Source organism: Acidovorax sp. BL-A-41-H1 (assembly GCF_051942715.1).
This window is the reverse complement of record NZ_JBPVJQ010000004.1, coordinates 88,556-105,385: the sequence shown is the minus strand read 5'-3', so window position 1 is coordinate 105,385 and position 16,830 is coordinate 88,556. Positions and strand designations below refer to the sequence as shown.

General features: G+C 67.2%; 16 protein-coding genes. 9 read left to right on the top strand and 7 right to left on the bottom strand.

Annotation, left to right across the window (positions count from 1 at the left end):
• Positions 1 to 25 precede the first annotated feature (25 nt).
• A complete protein-coding gene (locus ACTPOI_RS09500) occupies positions 26 to 916 on the bottom strand; it encodes an META domain-containing protein (RefSeq protein ID WP_440108390.1) in 891 nt (296 codons plus the stop codon).
• 20 nt (positions 917 to 936) lie between these two features.
• Entirely contained in the window at positions 937 to 1,845 is a 909-nt protein-coding gene (trxA, locus tag ACTPOI_RS09495; protein WP_440108389.1) for a thioredoxin, read from the bottom strand.
• Positions 1,846 to 1,996: 151 nt separating this feature from the next.
• Here trxA and purE point away from each other — a divergent pair, with 151 nt between their 5' ends.
• The 4 genes from purE to ACTPOI_RS09475 all read left to right on the top strand — a co-directional run bounded on the left by purE (position 1,997) and on the right by ACTPOI_RS09475 (position 5,881).
• A complete protein-coding gene (gene purE, locus ACTPOI_RS09490; RefSeq protein WP_440108388.1) occupies positions 1,997 to 2,485 on the top strand; it encodes a 5-(carboxyamino)imidazole ribonucleotide mutase in 489 nt (162 codons plus the stop codon).
• Between the two features lie 79 nt (positions 2,486 to 2,564).
• Positions 2,565 to 3,737 (top strand): 5-(carboxyamino)imidazole ribonucleotide synthase, encoded by a 1,173-nt coding sequence (locus ACTPOI_RS09485; RefSeq protein ID WP_440108387.1) that lies wholly within the window; start codon positions 2,565 to 2,567, stop codon positions 3,735 to 3,737.
• 39 nt (positions 3,738 to 3,776) lie between these two features.
• Positions 3,777 to 4,793 carry an L-threonylcarbamoyladenylate synthase gene (locus tag ACTPOI_RS09480; protein ID WP_440108386.1) on the top strand — a complete coding sequence of 339 codons (1,017 nt, stop codon included), beginning with the start codon at positions 3,777 to 3,779 and terminating at the stop codon, positions 4,791 to 4,793.
• Between the two features lie 134 nt (positions 4,794 to 4,927).
• A complete protein-coding gene (locus tag ACTPOI_RS09475; RefSeq protein WP_440108385.1) occupies positions 4,928 to 5,881 on the top strand; it encodes an SGNH/GDSL hydrolase family protein in 954 nt (317 codons plus the stop codon).
• Between the two features lie 151 nt (positions 5,882 to 6,032).
• Here the strand turns inward: ACTPOI_RS09475 and ACTPOI_RS09470 are convergent, their stop codons facing one another.
• The 3 genes from ACTPOI_RS09470 to dacB form a co-directional block, all read right to left on the bottom strand.
• The gene (locus tag ACTPOI_RS09470) at positions 6,033 to 7,340 is read right to left on the bottom strand and encodes a lipase family protein (RefSeq protein WP_440108384.1); all 1,308 of its coding nucleotides are present in this window, start codon (positions 7,338 to 7,340) and stop codon (positions 6,033 to 6,035) included.
• Between the two features lie 152 nt (positions 7,341 to 7,492).
• The gene (locus ACTPOI_RS09465; RefSeq protein ID WP_440108383.1) at positions 7,493 to 7,762 is read right to left on the bottom strand and encodes a SemiSWEET transporter; all 270 of its coding nucleotides are present in this window, start codon (positions 7,760 to 7,762) and stop codon (positions 7,493 to 7,495) included.
• Positions 7,763 to 7,850: 88 nt separating this feature from the next.
• A complete protein-coding gene (dacB, locus tag ACTPOI_RS09460; protein ID WP_440108382.1) occupies positions 7,851 to 9,341 on the bottom strand; it encodes a D-alanyl-D-alanine carboxypeptidase/D-alanyl-D-alanine endopeptidase in 1,491 nt (496 codons plus the stop codon).
• A gap of 120 nt (positions 9,342 to 9,461) precedes the next feature.
• Between dacB and ACTPOI_RS09455 the strand changes: the two genes are divergently transcribed.
• The 5 genes from ACTPOI_RS09455 (at position 9,462) to corA (ending at position 13,841) form a co-directional block, all read left to right on the top strand.
• Positions 9,462 to 10,478, top strand: a complete 1,017-nt coding sequence (locus ACTPOI_RS09455; protein WP_440108381.1) for a DMT family transporter — start codon at positions 9,462 to 9,464, stop codon at positions 10,476 to 10,478.
• A gap of 45 nt (positions 10,479 to 10,523) precedes the next feature.
• Positions 10,524 to 11,234, top strand: a complete 711-nt coding sequence (tsaB, locus tag ACTPOI_RS09450; RefSeq protein ID WP_440108380.1) for a tRNA (adenosine(37)-N6)-threonylcarbamoyltransferase complex dimerization subunit type 1 TsaB — start codon at positions 10,524 to 10,526, stop codon at positions 11,232 to 11,234.
• An 89-nt stretch (positions 11,235 to 11,323) separates the two neighbouring features.
• Positions 11,324 to 11,809: a ribosomal protein S18-alanine N-acetyltransferase gene (gene rimI, locus ACTPOI_RS09445; protein ID WP_440108379.1), complete on the top strand. Its 486-nt coding sequence runs from the start codon at positions 11,324 to 11,326 to the stop codon at positions 11,807 to 11,809.
• 48 nt (positions 11,810 to 11,857) lie between these two features.
• On the top strand, positions 11,858 to 12,664 hold the full coding sequence (locus ACTPOI_RS09440) for a uracil-DNA glycosylase family protein (RefSeq protein WP_440108378.1): 807 nt from the start codon (positions 11,858 to 11,860) through the stop codon (positions 12,662 to 12,664).
• Between the two features lie 190 nt (positions 12,665 to 12,854).
• Entirely contained in the window at positions 12,855 to 13,841 is a 987-nt protein-coding gene (gene corA, locus ACTPOI_RS09435; RefSeq protein ID WP_440108377.1) for a magnesium/cobalt transporter CorA, read from the top strand.
• 388 nt (positions 13,842 to 14,229) lie between these two features.
• Here corA and ACTPOI_RS09430 read toward each other — a convergent pair whose 3' ends face one another.
• The gene (locus ACTPOI_RS09430) at positions 14,230 to 15,000 is read right to left on the bottom strand and encodes a 5'-methylthioadenosine/adenosylhomocysteine nucleosidase (protein WP_440108376.1); all 771 of its coding nucleotides are present in this window, start codon (positions 14,998 to 15,000) and stop codon (positions 14,230 to 14,232) included.
• Between the two features lie 144 nt (positions 15,001 to 15,144).
• Complete coding sequence (locus tag ACTPOI_RS09425) at positions 15,145 to 16,824, bottom strand: long-chain-fatty-acid--CoA ligase (protein WP_440108375.1); 1,680 nt, start codon at positions 16,822 to 16,824, stop codon at positions 15,145 to 15,147.
• Positions 16,825 to 16,830: the final 6 nt, after the last annotated feature.

Here is a 16,830-nt window from a genome sequence, read left to right as displayed (position 1 = left end):
GGCTGTGGGTACATCGGTGTGTCGCTTACTGCAACACCGCTTCGTCCGCTTCGAATCTGAGCACGGGCTGCCCGTCCGCATCCCTGAACAACAGCTGCGTGCCCTGCTGGAGGTAGCTTGCCACCTGCGCCAGCGCAGCAAACAAGCGCTCCTCGGTGGCCGCGCTCGGCAGGCACAGCGTGATGTTGGAGACAACGCGCCCGAAGCGCAGCGCCGCGCCCTGCGCCGCGTAGTCGGCAAAGAAACGGTTGCACCCTCCGAACCCGGTGACGCGGGCCTCATCCGCCTGAAAGACCAGGTGCGGCGACGGCGGCGCGGCGGCTGCGGGCCGTGCCACTGCTTCGCCCTGGATTTCGGTCAGCCGCCAGTGCGTGAGCAGGAGCGGCACCGCGGCGTCGGCCGTGGCGGCCTGAGGCCACATGCGCTGCAGCTGCAAGCTCACGTGGCGAAATGCCGCGTCCTGCGGCACCGGGTAGCGCTGCACGGTCGCGAGCAACATGCGGTTTTCGAGGGTGACGGTGGCGCGCACCTCGTAGCGGCCCTTCACCACGAAGCGAGACGCCGGGTACGGAATGGCCAATGCGAACGGAGGTTGACCCGCAGGAGCCAGCCGCTGACGGCCCAGCACGAGAGGCGGGGCGTCGGGATCACTGACGTCCAGCAGTGCCGCTTCCAGCACGGCTTCGGGGGGGAGCACCACCCGTTCGCGCGAGAGGGCAACGCCCGTCACGACGGCATCGGGCGTCGGGGGGCGTGAGGCACACCCGGCCACCGAAAGCACGAGGGCAAAACCCAGGCTGCACAACAGCAGGCGGCTGGCGCTGCCGCTCAGCCCGGGCCCATCGACTGAATACACCCCTGCCTCAGGGCGCAATGCCCTGGACGCGCCCGACATGCGGTGCAGCGCATCGACCATGGATGCGGCGCGAAGACGCGTCAGCTCAGGACCACGCTGGACAGTCGGCGCCGATAGGTGGCCACCACGGGGTCCGATGGCGGGATCTGGCCGTCAGCCACCTTGACTCGGGGCGGCTCGATCAGCTCCAGGATATGCACGTAGGTCTTGCGCGCCGTCTCGTCGTTCCACGCCTTGTCGCGCATGAGGATCTCCAGCAGCTCGTCCATTGCGTCGGTGAAGCGCTGGTGCGCCAGATGCCAGCGCGCACGGGCAAAACGGGTGTCAAAATCGCGCTTGTTGGCGGCAATTTTTGCATCAAATTCGGCTCCAGCGCTTTCTCCATAAGCACTGGCAGCTGCGAAATCAATAGCATCCATCCAGGCCTTGAGCGCCCCCAGCCGCGCCGAGCCTGCCGCCTTGGCGATGACCGGCGCAAACGCCACCTTGGCATCGTCGTCGCGGCCCAGCTGCAGCAGCAGCTTCACGTAGTCAAAGCGCGCATCGTCGTTCCCGGGGTCGGTGACCACGGCGTGCTGCAGCTTTTCCAGGGCAGCGCCGGTGTCGCCCGCCGACAGCGCCTCAAGCGCTTCGTCTTCCTCGATCTCGGCCTCGATCACCTCGGCCGAGGGGATGTGCTTGTCCAGGAATGCGCGCACCTGGCCTTCGGGCAGGGCGCCCATGAAGCCGTCCACGGGCTGGCCGTTCATCAGCAGCACGCAGGTGGGAATGCTGCGGATGCCGAACATGCCGGCGATCTGCTGCTCCTGGTCGGAGTCGATCTTGACCAGCTTGAAGCGACCGGCGTAGTCGTTTTCGAGCTTCTCCAGGACGGGTCCGAGCGACTTGCAGGGCCCGCACCACGGGGCCCAGAAATCGACCAGCACGGGGCCGTTCATCGAGGCGGCAACCACCTCGGCTTCGAAATTTTCTACGGTGACGTCAATCATGATGGTGCGGGCACGGGCCTGTGAAGCGTGACCCCTATTTTCGCCCATCGCCCGTTGGCCCTTCTGGCAGGTGGACGCAAAACGTAAAATCGCGGGTTCCACCTACAGCGCCAGCGGGCACCCGGCCCGGGGCAGCGCCACCCCACACACCATGAATCCCATCCAGATCGGCGTGGTCATGGGTTCCAGCAGCGACTGGGACACCATGCAGCATGCAGTGCAAATCCTTGAGCAGTTCGGCATCGCCCATGAGGCCCGCGTGGTCTCGGCCCACCGCATGCCCGACGACATGTTTGCCTACGCCGAGGCCGCAGCAAGCCGGGGCCTGAAGGCCATCATTGCCGGTGCCGGCGGCGCCGCCCACCTTCCCGGCATGATCGCCGCCAAGACCACGGTGCCCGTGCTGGGCGTGCCCGTGGCCAGCCGCCACCTGCAGGGTGTGGATTCGCTGCACTCCATCGTGCAGATGCCCAAGGGCATTCCGGTGGCCACGTTTGCCATCGGTACTGCCGGTGCCGCCAATGCGGCGCTCTTTGCCGTGGCGCTGCTGGCCAACGAAAGCCCCGCACTGCGCCAGCGCCTGGACGCCTTCCGCGCCGAGCAGACGGAAGTGGCCCGCAACATGACCCTGCCCGCATGAACACGACCCCCACGCTCCACCGCTGCGCGGGTCGCTGCCCCCCGAGGGGGCCGCTTTTTCATCTTGGGGCGGCCCGGCGATGAAAAAATCCACCCATCAACCCCTTCTGCCCGGTAGCACACTAGGCGTTCTCGGCGGTGGTCAGCTGGGCCGCATGTTCGTGCACCAGGCGCAGGCCATGGGCTACTTCACCGCCGTGCTCGATGCCGACCCCACCAGCCCCGCCGGGCTGGTGAGCCACCACCACATCCAGACGGGCTACGAAGACCCGGCGGGGCTGGCCGAGCTGGCCCGGGTGGCCGATGCGGTGACCACCGAATTCGAGAACGTACCCGCTGCCGCGCTGGCCACGCTGGCCGCCCAGCTGCCGGTATCGCCCGCGGCCAGCGCTGTCTCGGTGGCGCAGGACCGTGCGCGCGAGAAGGCGCACTTTGTGGCCTGTGGCGTGCCCTGCGCGCCGTATGCCGTCATCGAGACCGCCGGACAACTCGATACCGTGTCCGCCGATTTGCTGCCCGGTATCCTCAAGACGGCCCGCATGGGCTACGACGGCAAGGGCCAGGTGCGCGTGAAGACGCCCACCGAGCTGGCCGCCGCCTGGGATGCGGTGGGCAAGGTGCCCTGCGTGCTTGAGAAAATGCTGCCACTGCAGCTCGAATGCTCCGTGATCGTGGCCCGCGGTCATGACGGCGCGATGGTGCACCTGCCCGTGCAGCGCAACCTGCATCGCGACGGCATCCTGGCCGTGACCGAGGTTTTTGAATCAAATCTGCCGCAAGCCCTTGCAAATCAAGCAGTGAGTGCTGCAAAGTCTGTAGCAGAAGTCCTGCAGTACATCGGCGTGCTGTGCGTGGAATTCTTCGTGCTGCAGGACGGCAGCCTGGTGGTCAACGAGATCGCCCCGCGCCCGCATAACAGCGGCCACTACAGCCAGAACGCCTGCGATGTGTCACAGTTTGAGCTGCAGGTGCGCACCATGGCGGGCCTGCCGCTCACGCAGCCGCGCCAGCACAGCGCAGCGGTCATGCTCAACCTGCTGGGCGACCTGTGGTTTGCGCACGGCGAAACGGCGCAAACCCCGCCCTGGGCCGAAGTGCTGGCGCTGCCCGGCGCACACCTGCACCTGTACGGCAAACACGACGCCAAGCGCGGCCGCAAGATGGGCCACCTCAATATCACGGCCGCCACGCCCGAAGCTGCGCGTGCCACGGCGCTGCAGGCCGCGGCCATCCTGGGCATTGCCCCGTTCTGACGCGCTGCGGCAGACCCCTTTTCGGCAGACATCGCCTCCATGATTCTTGACGGCAACGACCCCACAGCCATCGCCGCCGCCGCTCGCGCCCTGCGCAGCGGCGCCCTGGTGGGTCTGCCCACCGAAACGGTGTACGGGCTGGCCGCCAACGCCGGCAGCGATACCGCGGTGGCGCGGATCTTTGCCGCCAAGGGCCGCCCCAGCGACCATCCCCTGATCGTGCATGTGGCCGACGCCTCGGGCATCGCGCACTTCGCGCGCGACGTGCCCGCCTTTGCGCAAAAGCTGGTCGATGCCTTCTGGCCAGGCCCGCTCACGCTCATCCTGCCGCGCCTGCCCGGGGTGGCCGGTGCCGCCACGGGCGGGCAGGACAGCGTGGGGCTGCGCTGCCCCGCACACCCCGTGGCACACGCGCTGCTGGTGGCCTGTGCCGCGCCGGCGGACGACTCCGTCCCCGGCGATGCGCCCGTCTGGGGCGTGGCAGCGCCAAGCGCCAACCGGTTTGGCCGCGTGAGCCCCACCACCGCCCGGCATGTGCAGGACGAACTGGGCGAACAGCTGCTGGTGCTGGACGGCGGCCCCTGCCAGGTGGGCATCGAGAGCACCATCGTCGACTGCACGCGGGGCGTGCCGGTGCTGCTGCGCCCCGGTGGCATCACACGCGAGCAGATCCAGCAGGCCTGCGGCATCAAGCCGCTGTCGCGGGACGACCTGCCCAGCCTGACACCGCGCGCCTCCGGCACGCTGGAGGCCCATTACGCGCCCAATGCCAAGGTTCGCCTGATGGACGCCAAGGCGCTGCAGACGGGGTTGGACCTGCTGGGCGCTGACGCGGCGCACATCGCGGTGTATTCGCGCACCCCCCTGCGGACCCCGTCGGCCCGGCTGGTGCTGCGCCGCATGCCTGATGACGCCGCGGCTGCTGCACACCAGCTCTTTGCCGTGCTGCGCGGCTTTGACGAGCAGGGCGTGAAGCTGATCTGGGTGGAAGCACCACCCGCCACGCCCGACTGGGAAGGCGTGCGCGACAGGCTGCAGCGCGCGGCCGCCGCGTAAGCATGCCGCGCAGGCAACGCACAGCGGCTGCCCCCGAGGGTGCGCGACCGACGGCCCGGACACTGGCTCCCGCTGCTTTACATGGGTTCGCATTGCGTCGTTAAACTAAGCGCCACTTTTCTGGAGAAATACACATGGCAGCAAATTGGATGCGTCGTACCGTTGTGGTCGCCGCATGTGCGTCGGCCGCGTTGCTTGCGGCCTGCGGTTCAAGCACCACCGAATCGGCCATCTCGCCCCAGCGCTTCATCGCGTTTGGCGATGCGGTGAGCGATGTGGGACAAAAGGGCTCGCGCTACACCGTCAACGACGGCAGCGTAAACAACTGGACGCTGCAGGTGGCGGCCAACTACGGCAAGTCCCTGGCCGCTGCCTCGGCCGGTGGCCTGAGCTACGCGGTGGGCAATGCGCGCGTCAATGCCAAGCCCGATGCTGCGGGCAACACCACCACGCCCACCGTGGCCGAGCAGATCAGCACCTACCTGGCCAGTGGCACCTTTGCAGGCAATGAGGTCGTGTTCATCACGGGCGGCGTGAGCGACGTGATCGCCGGCATGGCCGCTGTGAATGCCGGCACACAGACCGAGGCCCAGATGGCCGCCGCCGCCCGCAAGGCTGGCGAAGACCTGGCCGCGCAGGTGCGCCGCCTGGTGAACGCTGGCGCCAAGTACGTGGTCGTCACCGGCACGTACGACTTGGGCAAGACCCCCTGGGCCAAGGCCATCCAGCGCGAATCGCTGCTGTCCACCGCCAGCAGCCGCTTCAACGAAGGCCTGCTGGTGGACATCGTGGACCTGGGCGCCAACGTGCTGTACGTGGACCTGGCCTACTACGTGAACCTGTACACCAGCACGCCCGGCAACTTCGGCTTCAGCAACGCGACCACGGCGGTGTGCACCTCGGTGGATGCAGGCCCAGGCATCGGCATCGGCGCAGGCCAGGTGAATTCGTCCCTGTGCAACACCTCAACCCTGCTGCCCAATGCCAACGCAACAAGCTACGTGTTTGCAGACAACGTGTACCTCACGCCATCAGCCCATCGCCAGTTTGCCACCTACGCGTACGACCGCCTGCGCGCACGCTGGTAAGTCAGCCGGTTTTGCAGCCCTTGCTTCGGGGGCTGGCCCGCAAAAAAGCCGACCTATGGTCGGCTTTTTCATGCCCGGCGGGCGCGGACCAGGGTCCGTTTCCGCCGGCAAGCGCAGGCTGCAGGCCAGAGGCCGGCCGCCGCACTGTTACTTACTTCACCAGATCGAACAGGCCACGCGCCTGGGCGTGGCAGAACGGTGGCTCGTACGTGCCGTGGTAGTTGCCGTAGTAGGTGGCAAACGCCTCGGAGGTCGGATCGGTAGGAGCCTTGCCGCCAGGGCCGAAGGTGGCCTGGACGAAGGGATCGACGTCTACCGAGGTCACATTGGTCAGGCCACGGCTGTCAAAGTCGGCCTTCATGGGGATCTGATGCACGGCAGGGGGCACGGTCGGGTCGCCAGCGCCGCCGCACAGCATCAGGCGGGACTTCGGACTCCAGCCCAGCAAGTCCTGCTTTTTCGCAGCCACGGCCAAGGGGTGGGTTGCGCTGGTCTGGGCCCCTTGCAGGAACGCCGGCTGGAAGACCGCATCGCGCGCCTGGTTGGGCGTCACACCCGGGCCGCCAGGAAGGCGGCCGGTGGTCACCAGAGTGGTGTAGGTCAGCGTCGGGCTGGGCAACAGCGTCTCGATGTAGCTGGCATAAGGTGCCTTGAACGCCTGGTTCACGTCGGTGTAGACGTCGCCGTACACCTTTTGCCACGCAGTCACCAGGAAGGGGACGAAGAACTGGTAGCCAGCGATGGCCTCCGTCAGCCTGAGCGAGCCCGACATGTTGTAAGGGCCCGCCAGGTGTGCACCGGCGACCACATTGAACTCGGTTCCGTAGTCACGTTCGGCCGCACGGTGGGCCGCCATCGATGCATGACCGCCTTGCGAATAGCCGGTGAACATGACCTTGCCCGAAAGGTTGGCACCCACCGCGCCTGCGGCGTTGCGCGCTGCACGTACCGAGTCGATGACCGTGGTGGCTTCGGAATCGGCATGCAGATAGGGGTGGAAGCTGTAGTTGGACTTGGCATAGCCCAGGTAGTCAGTGGCCACCACGGCGTAACCCTGCGCCGCGTACATGGCCGCCAGCAGGAAGGTCTCGCCATCCTGCGGGTTGGCCAGCGTGCGCGGCTTTTGCACATCGGTGCCCTTGGCATAAGCCACCAGGGCCGCAGCGCTGGTACAGCTGCCTGCTGGCACCAGCATCACGCCCGAGGCGTTGCTGCTTTCGCCGCTCTTGGCGCCCGGCGTCACATAGTTCAGCGCAACCACTTTGACGTCGCACTTGGCTTTGCCAGTGATGGCCTGCAGACCGCTGCCAGCTGTGCCCGCGTCAATCTGGGCGGCAGTCAGTGTGGTCAACGTGGCAGGTGGATCGATCAGCGCGCCGCGGACGGGATCGTCAGAGCCGCCGCAGGCAACGAGCAAAAGCGCGGCTGCAGCCACGCTGGTAAGGCGCAAGGGTGTCATGGATGGATTCCTCTGGTCAGAAACAGACAGGCGCATCGTGCTCGCACCTGCACTGCACCATCCATAGGGGATAACGCGCAAGAGCGGCCGGGCCAGACACCTGCGCGACAGCGCCCCGAGGGACGGCCGCACTGGCGCACGAGCGGGCAAACTCAGTCGCCCCGGCGCGCCCCGTAGATCAGCTTCATGCCCAGAATCGCGCTGGCCAGCATGAGCGTGATGGCGTTGGCGATGACGATGGGCCACGCGCCCAGCGCCAGCCCGTAGGCCAGCCACAGGGCCACACCCACCGTGAAGACGCTGTACATGCCCAGCGATATCCCGCTCACATCACGGGTGCGAAAGGTGTGCCAGGCTTGCGGCACGAAGCTGCAGGTGGTCAACGTGGCAGCCAGGTAGCCGATGAGTTCAGAAAAAGGCATGGACGAGGAAGGTACCGCTAAGCGATGGCCGCGAGGCCTGCGCCGCATGGTCGGGTGAAAGAAGGACGGATGTCCGCTGCAAGGGTGCTCACTGGTCGCGCGCGGTCCAGTCGATGAGGCTGTCCAGCACCGGCCGTGCCGCGCCTGCGCTCGGGTGGTTGACCATGGCGACCAGCACATAGCGCCGGCCGCTGGCCCCGTGCACGTAGCCCGCAATGGCCATCACATCACGCAGGCTGCCGGTCTTGAGGTGTGCAGTGCCTGCGCGGCTCTGGCTGCGGCGCAGCGTGCCATCCACGCCGGAGATGGGCAACGATGCCACCAGCTCGGGCATCACGGGCGATGCCCAGGCCACCTGCAGCATGCGCGCCAGCGCCCGGGCCGTGAGCCGGGCGTCGCGGCTCAGGCCTGCACCGTTGTCGGCCAGCGGCAGTTCGGCATCGCCCATGCGGGCCACCCACCACTGGCGCAGCACTTCGCGCGCACCATCGAAGCTGGCCACGCCGTTTTTTTGCAGCGCCAGCGTCAGGAACACCTGCTGCGCCATCACGTTGTTGCTGAACTTGTTCACGTCGCGCACCACCTCGGACAGCGTGGGCGAGGTGACCACAAACGCGGGCTTGAGCCCCTGCGGAACCTTGCCGTCGCGCACGCTGCCAGTGAGCTTGCCACCCAGCTCGCGCCACATGCCTTCCACCGCGCGGGCCGCAAATCCCCGCGGGTCGGCGGCCGCCACCGGCCACACCCGCTCGCCACAGGCGCTCGGATAAACCCCTTGGAACACCACCTTGGCCGGGTCGGCCAGTTCGGCACGCAGGGCAGCACGCCAGTCGCCGCACTCGGCCCCGGGGGCCGCCAGCGCCACGGTGACCTGGCGCTGCACGCCAGCCAGCGGCGGGTCGTACTGCACCCGCGCCAGGCCTGCCGCCGCGTCGGGCACAAAGGTCATCACCGACGACTTGTAGTTGATCAGCAGCGCATCGGGCGCGGCGTTGTAGGGGCGCAGGGGCTCACCGTCGAAGCGCGCCGGGTCCTGTTCGGGCACGTCAAAGGCCGACCGGTCCAGCACGATATCGCCGACGATCACCTGGATGCCCTGCGCCTGCAGCCGGCGCATCAGCATCCACACGCGTTCCATGACCAGCTTGGGATCGCCGCGGCCTTCGATGTAGACGTTGCCGCGCAGGCTGCCGTCCTGCACCGTGCCCTGCACGTACACGGGGGTGTTCCAGGTGTAGGCTGGGCCCAGTTGCTCCAGCGCCGCGTAAGTGGTCACCAGCTTCATGACCGATGCGGGATTGACCGGCACCTGCGCCCGGTGCGCCAGGCGGGGCGTTGTGCGGCCGCCCGGCTGGGCATCCACCACCATCACGGCCAGTGCATCGCGGGGCAATTTGGCGCGGGCCAGCGCGGCCTCGACCTCGGCAGGCAGCGCTGCCTGGGGTGCAGGGGCCGATGTGGCGGTCTGAGCCTGAACAAGACCGGGAAGGCCCGCGCACAGCCATGAGAAGGCGGCCACCACGAAAGCGCGCAATACAGGCAGGCGTTTGAGGCCAGGGGAGCGGGAGGCAGATCGCATGGCGACGGAGTCTATCGCCCGGGGCGTATGCAGGCCCGTTTAGCCCTGTACCGGGCGGATGGATGAAGCGGTCCGCAGCCTAGGCTGACCCCGCGGGCATTGCCCGCCGATAATCGCCCGATGCGTTTGTCTCCCCGCGCCATGGGCCTTCTGGCGGCCATCGTGACCGTCACCATCTGGACGGGGTTCATCGTGATCGCGCGCGCCTCGGCGCAGCGCACGCTCGGGCCGTTCGACATTGCCTTGTTGCGCATCGTGGGAGCCAGCCTGGTCCTGGTGCCCTGGGGCTGGTGGCTGGTACGGCGGCGCACGCGCGTGGCCATCGCCGGCGGCGCACAGCCGGCACCGTCCAGCCTGCTGGGCATCTCGCCCCTGCCCCTGCGCACCACGGCTTTACTGGGTACGTTTGGCGGCCTGCTCTACGCCATGCTGGCCTATGCGGGGTTCTTCCATGCGCCAGCCACCCACGCCTCGGTGCTGATGCCGGGCAGCCTGCCGCTGTGGACGGCGCTGCTAGCGGCGGTGATCCTGCGCGACCACATCACGCCTCTGCGCGCCGCGGGGCTCGCACTGATCGTGGCGGGCGACCTGCTGGTGGGCGGCCGCAGCCTGCTGGCCGCGTTTGAGGGCGGCGATGCGTGGAAAGGCGACGTGCTGTTCATGCTGGCGGCGTCGTGCTGGGCCGCCTATAGCGTGCTGGCACGCCGCCATGCGGTCGATGCGGTGCAGGCCACGATTGCCATCACGGCCTTTGCCTGCCTGGTGTATGTGCCCGGGTACATCCTGCTCAGCAGCCTGGGCGCCATTGCGAGCCATCTGGCCGCCGCCCCGTGGAGCGAAATTGCCTTCCACATGGCCTTCCAGGGGGGCGGCTCGGTGGTCATTTCCGGCATCAGCTTCACGCGCATGATCCAGCACTTCGGCCCGGTGCGCTCGACCATGATCACCGCGCTGGTGCCCGGCCTGTCGGCCATGGGCGCTGTCGTGTTTCTGGATGAGCCCATGCACTGGAACCTGCTGGCCGGCCTGCTGCTGGTCACGGCCGGCATCCTGCTGGGGGTGCTGCGCAGGGGCCAGAATGCGCCCTCGCCCGTTGCGGCGCACGCTGCCGCGCCACACGGCCGCGCGCCGGGCTGAAGCCCCACGTCCCGCCGCCGCTCTCCGATCCATTGATTTCGCACCATGAACCTGCTCGCCTTTGACACCAGCACCGACATGCTCTCCATTGCCGTTCAGGCCGGCGGCACCGTGTGGGAGCACCAGGGCCCGGGCGGGCCGCAGGCATCGGCCACGCTGATCCCCGCTGTCAGCAGCCTGATGGCGCAGGCCGGCTGCTCGTTTGACACGCTGGACATCATCGTCTTTGGCCGCGGCCCCGGGTCGTTCACCGGGCTGCGCACGGCCTGTGCGGTAGCACAGGGTCTGGCATTTGGGGCACGTGGGGGCCAGGGCATACCCGTGCTGCCGGTAGACACCCTGCTGGCCGTGGCCGAGGAAGCCCGCCACCGGCACGGTGCCCAGCGCGTGGTGGCCGTGCTCGATGCGCGCATGGACGAGGTCTACCACGCATGCTGCGAATGGCAGGCGGCCACCGGGCAATGGATGACCGACGCCGATTTCGGCCTTTCGTCGCCCGAACAGGTACAGGCGCCAGACGGATGGACCGTGGCGGGCAATGCCCAGCTGCCCTACGGCGAGCGCCTGGCCCCGGGCGCCACCCACGTTCACGCCCTGCCCACCGCGGCTGCCCTGCTGCGGCTGGCACCCGCCCTGCTGGCTGCCGGTGGCGCCGTGCCGGCCAGCGACGCGCTGCCCCGCTACATTCGCGATAAAGTGGCGCAGACCACCGCCGAACGGGCTGCCCTGCGGGCAGCAGCAGCGCCTGCGACCTGATCGCTCCTTACCGCCAAGCATCATCGATCTGATTGCCCGCGTGGCCGCCTTGTCCACCGTGAACCGTTGAAGCGAACCGCTGTTTCCGCATGAGCGCCCTGCCCACCCCTCCATCTGCCGCCACCCCCGCCGAAGTGCGCTTTCAGGCGCTGACGCTGGCCCAGCTGGATGCCGTGCTGGACGTGGAGCAGCGCGCATACTCGCACCCGTGGACGCGCGGCAACTTCACCGATGCGATGGCATCGGGCTACCAGGCCCAGCTGCTGATGGCCGATGACCACCTGCTGGGCTACTTTGTGGCGATGATAGGAGTGGACGAAGTGCACTTGCTCAACATCACCGTGGCGCCGGAGTTCCAGCGCCAGGGCTGGGCCCGCACGCTGCTGGATGCCCTGGCGCTGTGGGCCCGCGGCCAGGGCGCGCAATGGCTGTGGCTGGAAGTGCGCATGAGCAACCTGCGGGCCCAGCACATCTACCAGGCCAACGGCTTTCGGCGCGTGGGCGAGCGCAAACGCTACTACCCTGCGGCCGGCGGCGAGCGCGAAGATGCGGTCGTCATGAGCCTGGCACTTTGAACGACACCGGAAAACGCTTTTGTTTCACACCCCACCCCGTTCGCACACATGAGCCTTTCACTGGATGCGCGGCAGCGCGCAATGCTGCAGGAAATGGGCATCACCGTCTGGAGCGATGGCGGCACCGCCGTGCGCGAGGCAGCAACGGCTGCCACGGGTGTGCCGGCTGCAGGCGCCGGGCGCGGTACGGCAGGGCCGGGCATGCCGCCCGCACCGCCGGTAGCAGTCGCCGATACGGCTGCGCCCCGGCAACCGGCGCCCGCGCCAGTCCGGACAGACTCCCCGGCGGCCGAGCCCCCACCTGCGCGGCCGGGTACGCCAGCGCAGACGCCCGCCGTCCACGCAGCATCCGGGTCGCACGGAAACGCGCTGGTGCTGCACCCGCCGCGCCTGCTGTACCCGTCCGCAGACCCTTCCCAGGTGCCCACGGGCCTGGGCTCTGGCTGGCTGATCGTGACCGAATGCCCCACCCCGGCGGACCCGCTGGCGGGCGACACGGGCCGGCTGCTCGACAACATGCTGCGGGCCATGCAGCTGCACCGCCACCCGCGCGTGTTTCTCACGGTCGTGGAGCGCAACGGGGCGGGGCTGGCGGCCCTTGACGACACCCCCGGCGGGCTGGATGCCACGGTGGCAGACCTGCAGCCCGCCATGGTGCTGGTGCTAGGCCATGTCGCGGCCCGTGCCGCGCTGGGCCGCAGCGAACCCCTGGGGCGCCTGCGCGCGGGCCCGCACCAGATCGCCGGGTTTCCGGCGGTCGTCACCTACGATGCAGCCTTTTTGCTGCGCTCGCAGGACAACAAGGCCGCAGCCTGGGCTGACTTGTGCCGTGCGCTGGCCATCGTGCGGGCCTGAAGCAGCCTCGCCGCCACCGTATAGCGATGTTGCGGTGCCATAATCCGCCGCCTGCTCATCCATAAAACCTGACGGAGACAGATCCTTGGAAACCTACCCCAGTTGGTAGCTTTCAGCTCCCGGCCTGCCGCGGGGTCTGAAAGCACCCCACCGCCCCACCGCAGACGCCACATGACCCGGGAGTGAGCCCATGCTCAACATCTTTACGCTTGCCAATGGCCGGCTGTTCCAGGAAGAAATCGAATCGCTGGAGGAGCTGACCCGGTTCCAGCCGATCTGGGTGGACCTGGAAGCCCCCACCCTGGAAGAAAAGCGCTGGATCAAGCAGCACTACGGCCTGTCCATCCCCGAGGATGCGATGGACGAGGACATCGAGGAATCGGCCCGCTTCTACGAAGAAGACAACGGCGAGCTGCACATCCGCAGCGACTTTCTGATCGACGACGATGAAGACCCGCGCTCGGTGCGCGTGGCTTTCATCCTGAACCAGCACAACGCCAACCTCAAGAGCCGGGGCGTGCTGTTTTCCATCCACGACGAAGACGTGCCGGTGTTCCGCCTGCTGCGCATGCGCGCGCGCCGTGCGCCGGGGCTCATCGAGGACGCCAAGGAAGTGCTGCTCAAGCTGTTTGACGCCGACGCCGAATACTCGGCTGACACGCTCGAAGGCATCTACGACGAGTTGGAGCTGGTCAGCAAGCAGGTGCTGGCCGGCGACGTGACCGACACACGCGCCGGCGAGGTGCTGGCCGCCATCGCGCGCCAGGAAGACTTGAACGGCCGCATCCGCCGCAACGTGATGGACACGCGCCGCGCGGTGAGCTTCATGATGCGCTCCAAGATGCTCAACGCCGAGCAGTTCGAGGAAGCGCGCCAGATCCTGCGCGACATCGAGTCGCTGGACAACCACACGGCGTTCCTCTTCGACAAGATCAACTTCCTGATGGACGCCACGGTCGGTTTCATCAACATCAACCAGAACAAGATCATCAAGATCTTCTCGGTGGCCAGCGTGGCGCTGCTGCCGCCCACGCTGATCGCCAGCGTGTACGGCATGAACTTTCAGTACATGCCCGAGCTGGCGCAGACCTGGGGCTACCCGTATGCACTGGGCCTGATGGTGGCCAGCGCGCTGGGGCCCATGTGGTATTTCCGCAAGCGGGGTTGGTTGAAGTAGCCCCCCCTGTCCCCCCCCTAGGGGGGACGCCTCCAGCGGCCCGGCAAAGCCGGTTCCGCGGTGGCGCTGGCATTCGGGCGCGCCGGTTTCATGGGGCAGTTAGCCCTCTAAAGGGCCGCCTGGGGCGGAATTTGGGTCAAATCACGCTCTGGCGCTTGTGTTGATTGCCTTTGTTGCTACTATTTTTATAGTTATCGCACAAGAGTGAGCAAAATGTGCTCGGCATAGCGGCTGTCCAGCGGCCCGGCGGAGCCGGTTCCGCGGTGGCGCTGGCTTTGGGGCACGCGGGTTTCACGGGGCCGTCAGCCCTCAAAACGGCCGTCGGGGGCGGAAATTGGGTCAAATTACCCGCTGGCGCATGTATCAATTGCCGGTATAGCTACTATTTTTATAGCGATTGCATGAGGTTGCGCACGATGTGCTCGGCATAGCGGCTGGCTACCGTTTGCACGAATGCGGCGAAATCGACATGAGCGGTGTCGTCGGCGCGGTCGGAGATGGTGCGCATGGCGGCAAAGGGCACGCCGTAGTCGTGGCACACCTGGGCGACTGCGGCGCCTTCCATTTCCACGGCCAGCACATCGTGGCCGCCTTCCTGCAGGGCGGTACGCAGGCGCAGCACTTCGTCGGCGGCACTCACAAAGCGGTCGCCACTGACGACGAGGCCGTGGTGAAGCCGGGGCGGGGCGGAGGTGGTGTCGATCGAATGGAGCGAAGTTTTGGGGTCAGATTGGCCCGTAGCGCTTTTCATATAAGCGCTGACAGCTCCTGAAAGCAGAGCAGTCAGCCCTGCATCGCAGACGAACCGGTGCCGCGCGTAGCCCGGCACTTCCCAGCGCGGGAACAGGGGCGATACGTCCAGGTCGTGCTGCAGGTAGTCCTCGGCCACCACCACATCACCCACCTTCACGCCATCGCCCATGCCACCGGCCACGCCGGTAAACACGATGCGAGCCACGCCAAAGCGCTCAATCAATGCCGTGGTCGTGGTGGCCGCCGCAACCTTGCCAATGCCCGAGAGCGCCAGCACCACTGCACGCCCTTCGATGTCGCCCGTCCAGAAGGCGCGCCCCGCGTGCGTGAGTCGCTGTGGCCGAGACAGATGGTGTACGAGCGAACTCTGCTCTTCCGGCAGGGCGCTCAGGATGGCTGTGGTCATGGTCAACAAGCGTCCAAGTTGGCGCGGCTCAGGCCAGCGGACGCCGCGCAAGGGCCGCCCCGCCGCGCTGGCGTCGTCCCCCTTCCCGCAGCGCGCAGGGCAGCGAGAGAAGGGGGAAGCCGCAAAGCGGCTCAGGGGGATGTACTACTTCTTATCGCGCAGTTCGCGGCGCAGGATCTTGCCCACGGGGGTCTTGGGCAGTTCGGTGCGGAACTCGATCACCTTGGGCTGCTTGTAGCCTGTGAGTTCAGCGCGGCAGAACTCCTTGACCTGGGCTTCGGTGAGTGCAGGGTCCTTCTTGACGATCACGAGCTTGACGGCTTCGCCGGTCTTCTCGTCGGGCACGCCCACCACAGCGCATTCGAGCACGCCGGGGCAGTTGGCCACCACTTCCTCGACCTCGTTCGGGTACACGTTGAAGCCGCTGACCAGCACCATGTCCTTCTTGCGGTCCACGATCTTGAAGTAGCCGCGGGCGTCCATGATGCCGATGTCACCCGACTTGAAGTAGCCGTCTTCGGTCATGACCTTGGCGGTTTCATCGGGGCGCTGCCAGTAGCCGGCCATCACCTGTGGGCCCTTGATGGCGATCTCGCCAGGCTGGCCCAGCGTGGTGACTTCATGGCCGTCGTCGTCCAGCAGCTTCATCCAGGTGCCGGGAATCGGCACGCCGATGGTGCCGGTGAACTCGGTGCTGGTCACGGGGTTGCAGCTGGCCGACGGGCTGGTTTCCGACAGGCCATAGCCTTCGCACACCGCGCAGCCGGTCTTCTCCAGCCAGAGCTTGGCCACGGCGCCCTGCACGGCCATGCCGCCGCCCAGCGAGACCTTGAGGTTCTTCCAGTTGACGGTGTTGAAATCAGGGTGGTTGGCCAGGCCGTTGAACAGCGTGTTGACCGCCGGGAAGCTGTGGAACGTGTGCTTGGACAGCTCCTTGAGCACGGCGGGCAGGTCGCGCGGGTTGGGGATCAGGATGGTCTTGCCGCCGGTGCGCATGCTCAGCATCATGTTCACCGTGAAGGCGAAGATGTGGTACAGCGGCAGCGCGCACACGCTGGTGGGCTGCTGGCCCGCCGGAATCTTGTTCATCACCGGGTGGTTCCACGCTTCGGACTGCAGCACGTTGGCGATGATGTTGCGGTGCAGAAGCACGGCGCCCTTGCTCACGCCCGTGGTGCCGCCGGTGTACTGCAGCAGTGCGATGTCATCGGGGCGGATGTCGGTCTTGCGCAGCGTGCCGCGGGTGCCCTGGGCCACTGCATCGTTGAAGCGGACCGCTCCGGGCAGTTCAAAGGTGGGCACCATCTTCTTGACGTTGCGCACCACGTAGTTCACCAGGGCGCCCTTGAGCAGGCCCAGCTGGTCGCCCATGGCGCACAGCACCACATGTTTGACCGGGGTATTGGCGATGCAGCTTTGCAGCGTGGCGGCAAAGTTCTCGATGATGACGATGGCCTTGGCGCCGGAGTCCTTGAGCTGATGCTCCAGCTCGCGCGGCGTGTACAGCGGGTTGACGTTGACCACCACAAAACCCGCGCGCAGGATGGCCGCCACCGTGACGGGGTACTGCGGCACGTTGGGCATCATGATCGCGACGCGGTCGCCCTTGGCCAGCCCCAGGCCCTGCAGGTAGGCGGCAAAGGCGTTGCTCAGCGAATCGGTCTGGGCGTAGGTCACGTCCTTGCCCATGAAACTGTAGGCCACGCGGTCCGCATACTTGGAGAACGCCTCGTCCATCAGCGCCACGAGGGACGGGTACTGCGAGGGATCAATGTCGGCAGGCACGCCTTGGGGGTACGAAGCAAGCCAGGGGCGGTCGGTCATTTTTTG

Bases quoted from the DNA above. Each gene is read 5' to 3' on its own strand.
- ACTPOI_RS09425 (WP_440108375.1), bottom strand. From the start codon at position 16,824: ATGACCGACCGCCCCTGGCTTGCTTCGTACCCCCAAGGCGTGCCTGCC.
- ACTPOI_RS09470 (WP_440108384.1), bottom strand. From the start codon at position 7,340: ATGACACCCTTGCGCCTTACCAGCGTGGCTGCAGCCGCGCTTTTGCTC.
- ACTPOI_RS09485 (WP_440108387.1), top strand. From the start codon at position 2,565: ATGAAAAAATCCACCCATCAACCCCTTCTGCCCGGTAGCACACTAGGC.
- ACTPOI_RS09500 (WP_440108390.1), bottom strand. From the start codon at position 916: ATGGTCGATGCGCTGCACCGCATGTCGGGCGCGTCCAGGGCATTGCGC.
- ACTPOI_RS09430 (WP_440108376.1), bottom strand. From the start codon at position 15,000: ATGACCACAGCCATCCTGAGCGCCCTGCCGGAAGAGCAGAGTTCGCTC.
- corA (WP_440108377.1), top strand. From the start codon at position 12,855: ATGCTCAACATCTTTACGCTTGCCAATGGCCGGCTGTTCCAGGAAGAA.
- tsaB (WP_440108380.1), top strand. From the start codon at position 10,524: ATGAACCTGCTCGCCTTTGACACCAGCACCGACATGCTCTCCATTGCC.
- trxA (WP_440108389.1), bottom strand. From the start codon at position 1,845: ATGATTGACGTCACCGTAGAAAATTTCGAAGCCGAGGTGGTTGCCGCC.
- ACTPOI_RS09480 (WP_440108386.1), top strand. From the start codon at position 3,777: ATGATTCTTGACGGCAACGACCCCACAGCCATCGCCGCCGCCGCTCGC.
- rimI (WP_440108379.1), top strand. From the start codon at position 11,324: ATGAGCGCCCTGCCCACCCCTCCATCTGCCGCCACCCCCGCCGAAGTG.
- dacB (WP_440108382.1), bottom strand. From the start codon at position 9,341: ATGCGATCTGCCTCCCGCTCCCCTGGCCTCAAACGCCTGCCTGTATTG.
- ACTPOI_RS09475 (WP_440108385.1), top strand. From the start codon at position 4,928: ATGGCAGCAAATTGGATGCGTCGTACCGTTGTGGTCGCCGCATGTGCG.
- purE (WP_440108388.1), top strand. From the start codon at position 1,997: ATGAATCCCATCCAGATCGGCGTGGTCATGGGTTCCAGCAGCGACTGG.
- ACTPOI_RS09465 (WP_440108383.1), bottom strand. From the start codon at position 7,762: ATGCCTTTTTCTGAACTCATCGGCTACCTGGCTGCCACGTTGACCACC.
- ACTPOI_RS09455 (WP_440108381.1), top strand. From the start codon at position 9,462: ATGCGTTTGTCTCCCCGCGCCATGGGCCTTCTGGCGGCCATCGTGACC.
- ACTPOI_RS09440 (WP_440108378.1), top strand. From the start codon at position 11,858: ATGAGCCTTTCACTGGATGCGCGGCAGCGCGCAATGCTGCAGGAAATG.